The 12,741-nt window shown below is 71.1% G+C and carries 13 protein-coding genes; 7 read left to right on the top strand and 6 right to left on the bottom strand.

Features of this window, described 5'->3' with window-relative positions; translation table 11 throughout:
• Window positions 1–77: 77 nt before the first annotated feature.
• Window positions 78–1,061, top strand: coding sequence for an ArsR/SmtB family transcription factor (locus PSQ21_RS25840; RefSeq protein WP_274033410.1), 984 nt, complete (start codon window positions 78–80; stop codon window positions 1,059–1,061).
• Window positions 1,062–1,193: 132 nt separating this feature from the next.
• Window positions 1,194–2,243, top strand: coding sequence for a glycoside hydrolase family 6 protein (locus tag PSQ21_RS25835; protein WP_274033409.1), 1,050 nt, complete (start codon window positions 1,194–1,196; stop codon window positions 2,241–2,243).
• Between the two features lie 18 nt (window positions 2,244–2,261).
• Here the strand turns inward: PSQ21_RS25835 and PSQ21_RS25830 are convergent, their stop codons facing one another.
• The 4 genes from PSQ21_RS25830 to PSQ21_RS25815 all read right to left on the bottom strand — a co-directional run bounded on the left by PSQ21_RS25830 (window position 2,262) and on the right by PSQ21_RS25815 (window position 6,847).
• Window positions 2,262–4,217 (bottom strand): galactose oxidase-like domain-containing protein, encoded by a 1,956-nt coding sequence (locus PSQ21_RS25830; RefSeq protein ID WP_274033408.1) that lies wholly within the window; start codon window positions 4,215–4,217, stop codon window positions 2,262–2,264.
• Between the two features lie 3 nt (window positions 4,218–4,220).
• On the bottom strand, window positions 4,221–6,035 hold the full coding sequence (locus tag PSQ21_RS25825; RefSeq protein WP_274033406.1) for a glycosyltransferase family 2 protein: 1,815 nt from the start codon (window positions 6,033–6,035) through the stop codon (window positions 4,221–4,223).
• Window positions 6,036–6,206: 171 nt separating this feature from the next.
• Entirely contained in the window at window positions 6,207–6,500 is a 294-nt protein-coding gene (locus PSQ21_RS25820) for an MTH1187 family thiamine-binding protein (protein WP_030079249.1), read from the bottom strand.
• Window positions 6,497–6,847: a DUF3817 domain-containing protein gene (locus tag PSQ21_RS25815; RefSeq protein ID WP_274033404.1), complete on the bottom strand. Its 351-nt coding sequence runs from the start codon at window positions 6,845–6,847 to the stop codon at window positions 6,497–6,499. The genes PSQ21_RS25820 and PSQ21_RS25815 overlap by 4 nt, the downstream gene beginning before the upstream one ends.
• Before the next feature lie 222 nt (window positions 6,848–7,069).
• On the opposite strand from PSQ21_RS25815, the gene PSQ21_RS25810 reads away from it, so the two are divergent.
• The 4 genes from PSQ21_RS25810 (at window position 7,070) to PSQ21_RS25795 (ending at window position 9,734) form a co-directional block, all read left to right on the top strand.
• Window positions 7,070–7,702, top strand: coding sequence for an AIM24 family protein (locus PSQ21_RS25810; RefSeq protein WP_274035940.1), 633 nt, complete (start codon window positions 7,070–7,072; stop codon window positions 7,700–7,702).
• Complete coding sequence (locus tag PSQ21_RS25805) at window positions 7,702–8,352, top strand: AIM24 family protein (protein WP_274033402.1); 651 nt, start codon at window positions 7,702–7,704, stop codon at window positions 8,350–8,352. The genes PSQ21_RS25810 and PSQ21_RS25805 overlap by 1 nt, the downstream gene beginning before the upstream one ends.
• Window positions 8,349–9,113, top strand: coding sequence for an AIM24 family protein (locus PSQ21_RS25800; protein ID WP_274033400.1), 765 nt, complete (start codon window positions 8,349–8,351; stop codon window positions 9,111–9,113). The genes PSQ21_RS25805 and PSQ21_RS25800 overlap by 4 nt, the downstream gene beginning before the upstream one ends.
• Window positions 9,114–9,257: 144 nt before the next feature.
• A complete protein-coding gene (locus PSQ21_RS25795; protein WP_274033399.1) occupies window positions 9,258–9,734 on the top strand; it encodes a MarR family winged helix-turn-helix transcriptional regulator in 477 nt (158 codons plus the stop codon).
• Window positions 9,735–9,740: 6 nt separating this feature from the next.
• Here PSQ21_RS25795 and PSQ21_RS25790 read toward each other — a convergent pair whose 3' ends face one another.
• Window positions 9,741–11,204 (bottom strand): sensor histidine kinase, encoded by a 1,464-nt coding sequence (locus tag PSQ21_RS25790; RefSeq protein WP_274033398.1) that lies wholly within the window; start codon window positions 11,202–11,204, stop codon window positions 9,741–9,743.
• On the bottom strand, window positions 11,201–11,863 hold the full coding sequence (locus PSQ21_RS25785; protein WP_274033396.1) for a response regulator transcription factor: 663 nt from the start codon (window positions 11,861–11,863) through the stop codon (window positions 11,201–11,203). Before PSQ21_RS25785 ends, PSQ21_RS25790 begins: the two co-directional genes overlap by 4 nt.
• Window positions 11,864–11,982: 119 nt before the next feature.
• On the opposite strand from PSQ21_RS25785, the gene PSQ21_RS25780 reads away from it, so the two are divergent.
• A complete protein-coding gene (locus tag PSQ21_RS25780) occupies window positions 11,983–12,669 on the top strand; it encodes a PepSY domain-containing protein (protein ID WP_274033394.1) in 687 nt (228 codons plus the stop codon).
• The last annotated feature ends 72 nt before the right edge of the window (window positions 12,670–12,741 follow it).

The raw sequence follows: 12,741 nt of genomic DNA, 5'->3' as shown, positions 1-12,741 counted from the left end.
CGAGCCTGCCGCCGGGGCGCGGTCGACTCTAGACTTTCGGCTGGAGACGAATGTCCGGGCCGACGCGAGGGAAACGCATGCCGTTCCAGCTGCACTTCGGCGAGAGCGATCTGCTGCGCTGCCGGTTCGCGCTGTCACCCCTGTTCGAGACCCAGGAGGCGGTGCGCACCCTGCACCGCACGGGCCGCCACGGCTACCACCTGCCGTGGCTCCGCCGGATCCGGGAGGCGTCCGGGGCGCTGGACCTGGAGCCGCTGTGGCTGCTGATGCCGGCCGTCGGCCACAACCCGGACTTCATCTGCCCTCCGCCGATCGGGCCGCTCGCGACGTTCGAGGAGGAGATCGCGGCCGTCCGGGCGGTCGATCCGGAGGTGGCGCGCGCCGACATGGCGCTGGCCCTGGCGGACCGGCCCGGCGGGACCGCGTCGGCGACGGGCCGCCGGCTGCTGGCCGATCCGGTGCGGGCGGTGCGGGAACTCGCCGATCTGCTGGAGCAGGCCTGGGAGGCGCTGATCGAGCCGTACTGGCCCCGGCTGCGCGCCCTGCTGGAGGCGGACATCACCTACCACTCGCGGCGGCTCGCGGACAGCGGGCTCGAACAGCTGCTGGGCGAGCTGAGCCCCCGGCTGAGCTGGAACGGCTCGACGCTCACCGTGACCGGGACCCAGGGCGACCACGAGCGGGTGCTGGGCGGGCAGGGGCTGGTGCTGATGCCGAGCGTCTTCGTCTGGCCGGAGGTGGTGGGCGGCCACGAGGAACCGTGGCGGCCCGGGCTCATCTACCCGGTGCGAGGCATCGGCGGGCTGTGGAGCGAGTCCGGCGAGCGGACCTCGGACACCCTCGCCCGGCTGCTCGGCCGGGTCCGGGCCGATGTGCTGTGCGCGCTGGACGAACCGGCCGGGACGACCGCGCTGGCACACCGGCTGGCCCTCGCCCCCTCGTCCGTCTCGGCCCATCTCTCCGTGCTGCGCGGGGCGGGGCTGCTGACCTCGCGGCGTTACGGGCACCAGGTGCTGTACGAGCGCACGCCGCTGGGGATCACGCTGGCCGCCACCGGCTGACGCGCGCCGGGACACAGCGACACAACGGTTACTCAGGGTGTGGCGTCACCACTCCACGTAACCGTTGTGTCACGATTGCTCACGTTTCCCTGTGTTCCGTATCCGTGAGTCACCGCCGTCCGAGGGGTCTGGATGTCCGGCCGCAGAATCGTCCCCCGCGCTCTCCCCCGTACCGTCCCCGTCCTGGCGGCCCTCACCCTGGCGACCGTCCTCACCACGGGCTGCTCGACACCGGAACCGCGTGTCACCCGGACCGCCGACGCGGCGGACGACCTCGTCCGGGGTGAGCCCGCCCCGAGCGCCGCCTCCCCGTACTGGGTCGACCCGAACAGCGACGCGGCCCGCCAGGTGCGCACCTGGGAGAAGGAGGGCCGCGAGGCGGAGGCGAAGATTCTGCGGCGGATCTCCGGCCGGCCGGTGGCCGACTGGCCCGCGTGGGACGACCCGGCCCCGGGGATCCGGGCCGCCGCGAAGTCCGCCGCCCGCACGAAGAAGACCATCCTGCTGGTGGCGTACAACATCCCGCACCGCGACTGCGGGCTCTACTCCGCGGGCGGCGCGAAGGACGCGGACTCCTACCGTTCCTGGATCGGGGAGTTCGCCGCCGCCATCGGAGAGGCCCCCGCGACCGTGATCCTGGAGCCGGACGCCCTTCCCCACATCGTGGACGGCTGCACCCCGCCCGAGCACCACGCCGAGCGCTACCAGCTCCTCTCCGAGGCGGTGGACACGCTCAAGGCCCTGCCGAGGACCCGGGTCTACCTGGACGCGGGCAACCCGGACTGGATCGACAAACCGGCCAAGATGGCGCAGCCGCTGCGGCAGGCCGGCATCGAACGGGCCGACGGCTTCTCCCTGAACGTCTCCAACTTCCAGTCGAACGAGACCGTGAAGGAGTACGCCGGCCGGCTCTCCGACGCCGTGGGCGGCTCGCACTTCGTGATCGACACCAGCCGCAACGGCAAGGGCCCCCTGTCGGGGGGCCCTGAGGAGGCCTGGTGCAATCCGCCGGGCCGGGGGCTCGGCACGCCGCCGACCACCGACACCGGCGAGGACCGGCTCGACGCCTATCTGTGGATCAAACGGCCGGGCGACTCCGACGGCACCTGCCGGGGCGGCCCGCCGGCCGGCGACTGGTGGCCGGAGTACGCGCTCGGCCTGGCCAGGCGCGCGGCGTCCTGAGACCGCGCGCCCCGGCCCTCAGGCGACCTTGACCCACTTCGCCTCGGAGGGAACGCCGTCGGCGTCCGTGACGAAGAGCATGTACCAGCCGGGCGGCACCAGTGTGGGGTCGTCCGGCACGGTCACGCTCAGTTCGCCGTCGCCCTTCTTCAGGCCGAGCTCGATGGAGCGCTGCTCCACGTCGGTGGTGTGGGTGACGGCGCTCGGCCGCATCAGCCGGGCGGTGGCGATCCGGTCCGCGTCGGCGCTCTCGTACGTCACCGTCGCGCCGCGCTCGGTGGCCTCCGGACCGTCCCCGATCACCGGGCGGTCGTCCTTGCCGCGGTGCAGGGCGGGCGGGGTGTAGACCTCCATACGCTGCTCGAACTTGCCGAGCTTGGTGTTGTCCTTGTCGCCGTAGAGCGGGTCGGAGCCGAAGGTGGCCACCCGCCCGTCGGGCAGGAGCAGCGCCTCAGAGTGGTAGTTGCGCCCCACGGTCGGCTCGGCCGCCTCCTTGAAGGTGTTGGTCTTCGGGTCGTAGGACTGCGCCTTCAGGATGTTGCTGTTCCCGCGGCCCCGGTAGTCCTCCGATCCGCCGCTGGTGAAGACGGTGTCGTCGGGCATGATCACGCTGTTCAGATAGCGCGTGCCCTGCGGCAGGTCGGGGCCCGGCTCGAAGGCGGGGTTCTCCTTCTTGAGGTCGATGACCGCCGTGCGGGCGGTGGACTTCTTGGACTCGCCGACCCCGCCGCCGCCGAGCACCATCACCTTCTGGTCCTGCACGGGCGGCAGCAGCAGCGAGGCCGCCGTCTCCAGCTGGTCGGTGTCGGTCAGCCCGGGGACCTTGGTGAAGGTGTTCTTCTTGATGTCCCAGATCCCCGGCTCGCGCCCCTTGTCCTCCGGGCCGTAGCCGGCGTTGGCGCCCGGGTAGAAGAGCTTGCCTCCCTTGGTCAGGAAGAGCGCCGGGTAGGTCGGGAAGTACTGGAAGGGGCCCTCGGACCACTTCTTCGTCTTCGGGTCGTAGACCTCGTTGTCGCCCGGGAGGATCGCGCCGACGTCGTCGAGGCCGGAGACGGAGAGCACCCGGCCGTCCTCCAGCCCGACGAGCGTCGGGTACCAGCGGGCCTCCTTCATCGGGTCGACCTTGATGTACTTCTCCGCCGTCGGGTCGAACTCGTAGGCGGCGCGGATCCCCTGGAAGTCCTGCTTGTCCATGGTGATCTTCTCGGCGAGGCCGTAGGCGTTGTCGGCCGCCTTGCCCTTCAGCCCGACGATCTCGTACTGGGCGGCGTCCGTCGCCACCGCCTCGGGACCGTCCTCCACCGCCTCGACGAACACCCGCTGCTCGGCGGCGGTCACCTTGGTCTTCCACGGCTTCATCTGGCCGCTCTCGAAGTAGTCGACCTCGAACTCGCGCTTGGCCTTGGGGACGGTGACGTCGAACTTGGCCACGTACTCGACGCCGGAGGGCGACCGGAAGACCGTGCCCTTCTTGAGCTTCAGCGGCTTGTCCGGGTTCTCGTTCTTGACCCGCATACCGCCGCCGGCCCGCTTCACCTTGTCGTCGAGCACCTCGTAGCGGGCGGTGCCGCCGGCGATCAGGAGGCGGCCGTCGGGGAGCTGGGCGTGGCCGCCGCAGAAGAAGTCCTCGGGGGTGGGGATCTTCTGGAAGGTGTTCTCGGCCGGGTCCCACAGCACCGTGTCGAAGGTGCCCGCGTCGAAGTGCGCCTCGTCGTTGCCGGAGCCCGCGACGATCAGCACCTTCCCGGTGTGCAGGAGCGCCGCGTGGATCGCGTTGGTCCGGTACTCCTTCGGGATGTCCACCTTCTCCCAGGAGCCGTACTCCGCCTTGTACTCCGGCTGGTCGATCTTGTACGCGTGATATCTGTCCTCGGCGAAGGACAGGGCCGCGGGAGCGTTGAGCCCGGCGAGCAGCAGCACCGCGCCGCCCCCCAGGAGCGTCTTCCTCATCTGCTTCGAGGGCCGGTAGGACATGGGTCAGTTCCCTCCTGCTGTGGTGGTGGCAGTGGTGCCCGCGCTCGCCGTGGTGGTCGCCGGCGGGGCTGTGGTGGTGGTCGTGACGTACGCCGGCCGGGGCGGCGGGGACGCCGGAACGGGGACGGCGCGCGCGTTCTCGGCGCGCTTGTCCTGCCGGACGGTCCAGGCCCAGGCGGCGACCGGGGAGAGCGAGATCGCCAGGCCCAGCGCCGCCCAGGTCCGCATCGCCACGTGGGTGTGGTCCAGGTACACCGACGCGGCGAGCGAGGAGAGCAGGACCGCCGCCCAGGAGAGGTGGATACGGAAGGTGAGCAGCCGGTCCGGGGAGGCCTGGCCGCCCTTGGGCGTGACGACGAACCGGCCGTCGGTGCGCAGCACGGCCGAGCCCAGCGACTTCAGGTAGATCGGGGCGGAGAGCGCGGACATGGCCATACCGGCGAGGCCGCCGGAGCCCTCGGGCTCGTGCGGGGAGACGTTGTGCCGGCGGTTCCAGAGGTAGAGCCCGATCTGGAGGGCGGCGGCGTCGCTGTAGAGCATCAGCCAGATGGAGGCGGCGACCTGGGTGCCGGACGCCCCGAACCAGAGGAACAGCACGCAGCTGAGGACACCGAGGAGCCAGTTGACCGCGGTCATCGGGTAGTAGACGAGCATCAGCGTGTAGCTGAGGAGGCGGCCGGGCGGCACCCGGAACAGCGCCTTGCCGTACTGCTTGAACAGCGTCTCGTACGTTCCCCGGGACCAGCGCAGCTGCTGGGTGAAGAAGTCCGTCCAGGAGGCGGGGCCCTCGCCCACGGCCAGCACGTCGGGGGTGTAGACGGAACGCCAGTAGTGGCCGGTGTGCGGGTTGCGGCGGCGGTGGATCTCGAAGCCGGTGGCCATGTCCTCGGTGATCGAGTCGTACAGGCCGCCGACCTGCCGCAGCGCGGCGATGCGCACGACGTTGTTGGTGCCGACGAACATCGGGGCGCCGTAGCGGTTGCCCGCGCGCTGGATCAGGGCGTGGAAGAGGAACTGCTGCGACTCGGCGGCCTTGGTGACGGCCGACTCGTAGTTCCCGTAGACCTGCGGTCCGACGACGAAGGCGACGTCCGGGTCGCGGAAGTAGCCCATCATCCGCTCCAGGAAGTTGGGCATGGGCACGTGGTCGGTGTCGACGGAGGCGAAGAAGTCGTAGTCGACGCCGTGCAGGGCGATCCAGGCGTTGTAGTTGCCGTGCTTCGTCTTCGCCTTGTGGACGCCCCTGTCACGGTTCCACTCGGGGACCCCGCGCCGGGTGAAGTGGTGGACGCCCAGTTCGGCGCAGAGCATCCGGGCCCCGGGGTCGTCGCCTTCGTCGAGCAGCCAGACGTCCAGCGGGCCGGAGTGCCTCATGCGTACGGCGCCCTTGAGGGTGGCGCGGACCATGGAGAGCGGTTCCTTGCCGGGGACGTACGTGGTCAGGAACGCGACCCGGGTGCCGGGCTCGGGGGTCACCGGGACGGGGTCCCGCGCGACGAGCGTGGCGTGCGCGATGGAGACCACGTTGACCAGCATGAACAGCTCGATCAGGGCGATCGACACCAGCATCACGGTGTCGGCGACGACCAGCCAGCGCTCCCCGTTCTCCCGCTCGGTCCAGTGCGTGGGCCAGACCAGGTACAGCAGCAGGACGCCGGTGAGCACCGGTGCGAGGGTCATCAGCAGGACGGCTCTTATTCGGTGCTTCTCCGTCGAGAGCAGGCTCTTGTACCGCACCCGGTACCCCGTCGGCTCCGGCTCCGTGAGCGGACCCGCGAGCCGGCTGTAGGTGTCGTAGTCGTAGCCCTCCGACCGCACCGTGCCTCCCACTGTCGAACGGGTTGATATCCCCACAGAAGGGGACAGCTAACGGTGTGTCGACTTGGCAGGTCCGAGTGAGCGGTTTTGGATCCGGAGCCGGAAAAGCCCCCGGCCGTGTGGCGCTGGGGGCTTTTCGGGTGAACGCGGGACGGGCGTACGGACGGGCCGTCAGGAGGCGAGATGGCGCTCCACGGTCTCGACCTTCGAGGTGAGGCCGTCGGTGACGCCGGGCCGGATGTCGGCCTTCAGTACCAGGGAGACGCGTCCGGCGCGGGCCTCGACGGCGGCCACGGCGCGCTTGACGACGTCCATGACCTCGTCCCACTCCCCCTCGATGGAGGTGAACATGGCGTCGGTGCGGTTGGGGAGCCCGGACTCGCGGACGACCCGTACGGCGTCGGCGACGTACTCCCCGACGTCCTCGCCGACACCGAGCGGGGAGACGGAGAACGCGACGATCATGCGCTGACCGTGCCCTCGCGGCGGGCGCGGGCGGCGATGACGCCGTCGGCCTCGTACTTCTTCAGGAGCTTGTCGCCGTAGAGCCCGCCGAAGGGGATGACCGCGAGGACGAAGAAGAGCGCGACACGCTTGAGCGGCCACTTGGCCTTGACCCAGACGTCCAGCAGGAACACCACGTAGATCGTGAAGAGCACGCCGTGGATCATGCCGAGCGGCGGCATCAGGAAGTCGATGTCCGAGACCCGCATGAGGAGCGAGCCGAAGATGAGCAGCGCCGGGAAGGAGAGCGCCTCGGGAAGCGAGATGAGGCGCAGCCGGTGCAGGGCGGAAGCGGTCTTGATGTCCACGAGGGCACCTTCGAGTGGGAGGGTCGCGTGAGCTTGTGAAGACACGCACAAGCCGCCCCCATTGTGGCATCGCGCCGGGATGGCCCCGGCGGCGGGGGCCGCCCCGCCGCCGGGGCGCATAGCGCCGCATATCAGGGCCGGTCCCCGCACGCATCAGGGACGTAACGGTTGCGGAGCCTCTGGCCGGGGTGCGGCGCGGACGGCTACCGTCGTCGCGTGGCGATGTTCCGACTCCAAGGCAGCAAGACGCTCGCCGTCGATCTGGCCGGCGACGCAGTCAAGGCGAAGAACGGTTCGATGGTCGCGTACGACGGCCGGATGACCTTCAAGAAGATGTCCGGCGGCGGTGAGGGCGTGCGCGGCATGGTGACCCGCCGGCTGACCGGCGAACAGATGACGGTGATGGAGGTGTCCGGGCAGGGCACCTGCTACTTCGCCGACCGGGCGAGCGAGATCAACCTGGTCTCGCTGAGCGGGGACACCCTGTACGTGGAGGCGAGCAATCTGCTGGCCACCGACGCCGGGCTGCGCACGGGCACGACGTTCACCGGGCTGCGCGGCGGGGCGAGCGGCAACGGCCTGTTCACCACCACGGTGGAGGGCACCGGGCAGGCGGCGATCATGTCGGACGGTACGGCGGTGCTGCTGCGGGTGTCGCCGCAGTATCCGCTGATGGTCGACCCCGGCGCGTACATCGCCCACCAGGGCCGGCTGCGCCAGGACTTCCAGGCGGGGGTGAACTTCCGGACGCTGATGGGCGAGGGCTCCGGCGAGGCGTTCCAGATCCGCTTCGAGGGCGACGGCCTGGTCTATGTGCAGCCGAGCGAGCGCAACACCGTCGGGGGCGATGTCTGATGCCGTTCCGGGAGATCAACTCCAAGATGGTCGAGGCCACCCTCGCCCCGGGCCAGAAGCTGTTCAGCCAGCGCGGCGCGATGCTGGCGTACCGGGGCGAGGTGTCCTTCACCCCGAACATCCAGGGCGGCCAGGGCGGCGTCGCGTCGATGATCGGCCGCCGGGTGGCGGGCGAGTCGACGCCGCTGATGACGGTCGAGGGCTCGGGCACGGTGATGTTCGGCCACGGCGGCCACCACATCGAGGTGATCAACCTGGCGGGCGACACCCTGTACGTGGAGGCGGACCGGCTGCTCGCGTTCGACGGGACCCTCCAGCAGGGCACGATGTTCATGGGATCGCAGGGCGGGGTGATGGGCATGGTGCGCGGCCAGGTGACCGGCCAGGGCCTGTTCACCACCACCCTGAAGGGGCACGGCGCGGTCGCGGTGATGGCGCACGGCGGGGTGATCGAACTGCCGATCACCCCGGGCCGGGACGTTCATGTCGACCCGCAGGCGTACGTCGCCCACCACGGCGAGGTGCGCAACAAGCTGTCCACGGCGGTCGGCTGGCGGGACATGGTGGGGCGGGGCTCCGGCGAGGCGTTCCAGCTGGAGCTGAGCGGCAGTGGCGCGGTGTACGTCCAGGCATCGGAGGAGAAGCTGTGAGCACGCCCGTGGTCCTCGACCCGATGACGCTGCCGTCGGACGACAACGTCAACTCCTACACCTTCTGCGTGGACCTCAAGGGGAGCCGGTGGTTCCTGCAGAAGGGCAAGATGATCGCCTACTACGGGCAGATCCAGTTCGACGGCATCGGGCACGGCCGGTTCGAGCGGCTGGTGCGCGCCGCCTTCCACTCGCCGCTGCACGCGAGCGACTGGGTGGTGGCCGAGGGCAGCGGGAAGATGCTGCTGGCGGACCGGGCGTTCGATGTGAACTCCTTCGACCTGGAGGACGGCAACCTCACCATCCGGTCCGGGAACCTGCTGGCGTACCAGCCGACGATGGCGCTGAAGCAGTCGATCGTGCCGGGGTTCGTGACGCTGATCGGCACGGGGAAGTTCGTGGCCGCGTCGAACGGCCCGGTGGTGTTCATGGAGCCACCGCTGCGGGTGGACCCGCAGGCGCTGGTGGGCTGGGCCGACTGCCCCTCCCCGTGCCACCACTACGACCACGGGTACATGACGGGCGTGATGGGCGGTATCCGGTCGCTCACGGGGGTCGGCGGGACGTCGGGCGAGGAGCATCAGTTCGAGTTCGTCGGGGCGGGCACGGTGCTGCTCCAGTCGAGCGAGGCGCTGATGGCGGAGCGGGCGGCCGGCGTGGTGCCGGGCGAACCGGGTGTTCCGGGCGGCGGAGGTCACCACGGATCCGCCCCGCGCATGCCCGGCCAGCTGGGGGACCTCCAGCGTCGCTTCGGGTGGTGAGCGGTAGTCTGCGGAGTGTGACGTCGAACGCCTGCGCCCAGCCGTCGGTGCTTGCCGAGCGGCCCCTCCGCGGTCCGGGGGTGCCGCTCGTCACAACATCCGCCAATTTCGTCCGGCTTTCAACTTCTTAGGTAGAATCCATATATGGAGACCGAGACGGCCACCCGCTGGCTGAACGACACGGAACAGTGCGCCTGGCGCACCCACCTGGACGTCAGCAGGCTGCTGATGCACCAACTGGAGAAGGACCTCCAGCCGTTCGGCCTGACCATGAACGACTACGAGATCCTGGTCAACCTCTCCGAATCGGACGACCAGCGCATGCGGATGAGCGACCTCGCCGCCGCCACCCTCCAGTCCAAGAGCCGGCTCTCGCACCAGATCACCCGTATGGAGACCGCCGGACTGGTCCGCCGCACCCACTGCGAATCGGACCGGCGCGGACTGTTCGCGGTCCTCACCGAGCACGGCGCGGAGACCATGCGCAAGGTCGCCCCGCACCACGTCGCCTCGGTGCGGCAGCACTTCATGGACCTGCTGTCCCCCGAGGCGCTCGCCGACCTGCACGCGGCGCTGACCCCGATCGCGGAACACCTGCGCGGTAAGCGCGGCAAGCTGTAGGAGCCGTCAGGCCGGGCGGGGCAGCCACAGCCGGAAGGCCGCACCGCCCTCGGCCGCCCGGTGCACCGTCAGCGTCCCGCCGTGGCGCGTCGCGACGTCCCGGGCGATGGCCAGACCCAGTCCGGCACCGCCGTCGTCCCGGCTGCGGGCGTCGTCGAGCCGGACGAACCGCTCGAAGATCCGCTCCCGCTCGTCCTCGGGAACGCCCGCCCCGTCGTCCCTGACCTCGACCCGCACGCCGCGCCCGTCGGCCGCCACCGAGACCGCGACGCGTCCCTCGGCGTGCCGCTGGGCGTTGTCCAGCAGATTGCCGACCACCCGGGCCAGCTGCCCGCGCGACCCGCTCACCTCGAACGCCCCGCTCTCCGGCGCCTCGACGCCCACCGCGATCCGGTCCCCGGTCCGCTGCGACACCTCCTCCCGCACCAGCGCGCCCAGCTCCACCGTCGCGCTGCCGGGCTTCTCCCCCGCGTCCAGCCGGGCCAGCAGCAGCAGATCCGCCGCCAGCACCTGGAGCCGTACGGTGTCGGCGACCGCCCCCGGGAGGTCCAGCAGCTCCGGATGGGCCTCGGCCACCTCCAGCTGGGTGCGCAGCGAGGCGATCGGGGAGCGCAGCTCGTGCGAGGCGTCCGCGACGAACCGCCGCTGCCGCTCCACGGACGCCTCCAGCACGGTGAGGGTCTCGTTCGTCGTCCGGGCCAGCGCCGCGATCTCGTCCCGCGAACCGGGCTCCGGCACCCGGCGGGCCAGGTCCTCGGAGGCGGTGATCGCCGCCATCTCGCGGCGGATGCCCTCGACGGGCCGCAGGGCGCGGCGGGTCACCAGCCAGGTCACCCCGGCGACGACGACCAGGAGCAGCGGCAGCCCGGTGAGCATCGCCCCGCGCACCGTGTTCACCGCCTCCTGCTCGGCGGCGAGCGGCGCGCCCGCGTGCACGGTCAGGGTGACTCCGTCGGGGGTGGTCGCCTCGACGGCGGCGAAACGGTAGTCGGCGGTGGTGCGGTCGACGGTGGCGGTGCCGTCGGAGAAGTCCGGGTCGTCGGAGGAGACCTCGCCGCGGCCGGGAGAGCTGCCGTCATCGTCGTCGTCGGCGCTGTCGTCGTCGTCCGCCTCCCCGTCCCTTTCACCGGGCGACGGGGAGGCCCCCGCCGAGGCCGACGGCACCGGGGTGACCCCGCTCGTGCCAGTGCCGGTGACGGCCCGCAGGTCCTTGGAGACGACGACGACCCGGCCCTCCTCGTCGGTCACCTGGACCGGGTGGTCCTCCTCGTCGTCCATGTCCAGTTCGTCGTACGGGGTGTCCGTGGCCAGCTGTCCGGCCACCTCGCGGGCCGCCACCTCGGCCTGGAGGTCCGCCTGGTCGATCAGGTTGGCCCGCAGCACCAGGAGCACGGCGAGCCCGGCCGCCACCAGGGCGACGGCGACGACCAGGGTGGCCCCGAGGGCGGCCCTGGCCCGTACGGACCTCACCTCGCCTCCAGCCGGTAGCCCGCGCCGCGCACGGTACGGATGGCACTCGCGCCGAGCTTGCGGCGCAGGGTGGAGATGTAGACCTCGACGATGTTCGGGTCGCCGTCGTAGGCGAAGTCCCAGACGTGCTCCAGGATCTCCGCCTTGCTGACCACCTGGCCCGCGCGCAGGGCGAGTTGCTCCAGCACCGCGAACTCCTTGGCGGTGAGGGCGATCTCGTCCTCGCCGCGGATCACCCGGCGGGCGGCGGTGTCGATGCGCAGGGACCCGACGGTCAGGACGGGCGCGGCGGTGCCGGCTCCCCGGCGGCGCAGCAGGGCGCGGACCCGGGCGACGAGGACGACGTAGCTGAAGGGCTTGGTCAGGTAGTCGTCGGCGCCGGTGTCCAGGCCCTCGGCCTCGTCGTACTCGCCGTCCTTGGCGGTCAGCATGAGGATCGGCACCTCGTGTCCGGCGGCGCGCAGGTTCGCGCAGACGCGGTAGCCGTTCATGCCGGGCAGCATGATGTCGAGGATCACCAGGTCGTAGGCGCCCTCACTCGCCCGGTGCAGCCCTTCGAGCCCGTCGTGCACGACATCCACGGCGAAACCCTCGGCGGTCAGTCCCCTGGCCAGGGACACCGCGAGGCGCTTCTCGTCCTCCACGATCAACAGGCGCATGCGCACAGCCTCGCAAACTCCACCTGAAGACGCCTTCAGGTGGCTTCAGGCTGCGTTCAGCATCGTCCCGGCAGTGTGGGTCACGTCGAACAGCACAGCAGCTCTCGGGGAGGAACCTCATGAAGCGCAACGTCACCATCGCGGCGATCACCGCGGCCGTTCTGATCGGCGGCACCACCGCCGCCACCGTCGCCTTCGCGGACAACGGCGACCGTACGCCCGCCAGGAGCGCGAGCGCCGTGAGCCTCGCCGACGACGCCCGCGACGACGGTGCCCCGGCCGCCGCGAAGACCACCCGGATCACCCTCGACCGGGCCGTCGCCGCCGCCCTGAAGAGCGTCCCGGGCACGGTCACCGAGGCCGAGCTGGACGATGACGACGACCACGACGGCCGGGCGGTCTGGGAGCTGGACGTCCGCGGGTCCGACAAGCGGTGGCACGATGTCACGGTGGACGGCGGCAACGGCAAGGTCCTGAAGACCCGCGACGACGACAACGACGACCGCGACCGGTACGCGCCCCGCTCCTCCACCGTCACCCTGGACGCGGCGGCGGCCGCGGCCCTGAAGACCGCGCCGGGCAGCGTCACGTCGATCGACCTGGACGACGACGATGACGACGACAGCGGCCGGGGCGGCGTCCTGCGCTGGGACATCGACATCGCGGGCAAGGACGGCCGGCAGCACGAGCTGCGCGTCGACGCGAAGACCGGCAAGGTCACCGTGGACCACGACGACGACGGTGACGACGACCGGGACGACCGCGCGGACGACCGGGACGACGACCGGGACGGCGACGACAGCTGACCGGGGCCCGGGCGGGCACACGGCGAACCGGGCGAGGGCCCTGGGAGCGGCACACGCCGCTCCCAGGGCCCT

It is taken from the genome of Streptomyces sp. MMBL 11-1 (genome assembly GCF_028622875.1).
Taxonomy (GTDB): domain Bacteria; phylum Actinomycetota; class Actinomycetes; order Streptomycetales; family Streptomycetaceae; genus Streptomyces.
This window is presented reverse-complemented; position numbering and strand designations above follow the sequence as displayed.

What these genes read in the sequence shown, in the direction of transcription:
- PSQ21_RS25840 (WP_274033410.1), top strand. Translation starts at nt 78, where the DNA reads ATGCCGTTCCAGCTGCACTTCGGCGAGAGCGATCTGCTGCGCTGCCGG.
- PSQ21_RS25830 (WP_274033408.1), bottom strand. Translation starts at nt 4,217, where the DNA reads ATGTCCTACCGGCCCTCGAAGCAGATGAGGAAGACGCTCCTGGGGGGC.
- PSQ21_RS25835 (WP_274033409.1), top strand. Translation starts at nt 1,194, where the DNA reads ATGTCCGGCCGCAGAATCGTCCCCCGCGCTCTCCCCCGTACCGTCCCC.
- PSQ21_RS25780 (WP_274033394.1), top strand. Translation starts at nt 11,983, where the DNA reads ATGAAGCGCAACGTCACCATCGCGGCGATCACCGCGGCCGTTCTGATC.
- PSQ21_RS25820 (WP_030079249.1), bottom strand. Translation starts at nt 6,500, where the DNA reads ATGATCGTCGCGTTCTCCGTCTCCCCGCTCGGTGTCGGCGAGGACGTC.
- PSQ21_RS25785 (WP_274033396.1), bottom strand. Translation starts at nt 11,863, where the DNA reads ATGCGCCTGTTGATCGTGGAGGACGAGAAGCGCCTCGCGGTGTCCCTG.
- PSQ21_RS25795 (WP_274033399.1), top strand. Translation starts at nt 9,258, where the DNA reads ATGGAGACCGAGACGGCCACCCGCTGGCTGAACGACACGGAACAGTGC.
- PSQ21_RS25805 (WP_274033402.1), top strand. Translation starts at nt 7,702, where the DNA reads ATGCCGTTCCGGGAGATCAACTCCAAGATGGTCGAGGCCACCCTCGCC.
- PSQ21_RS25810 (WP_274035940.1), top strand. Translation starts at nt 7,070, where the DNA reads ATGTTCCGACTCCAAGGCAGCAAGACGCTCGCCGTCGATCTGGCCGGC.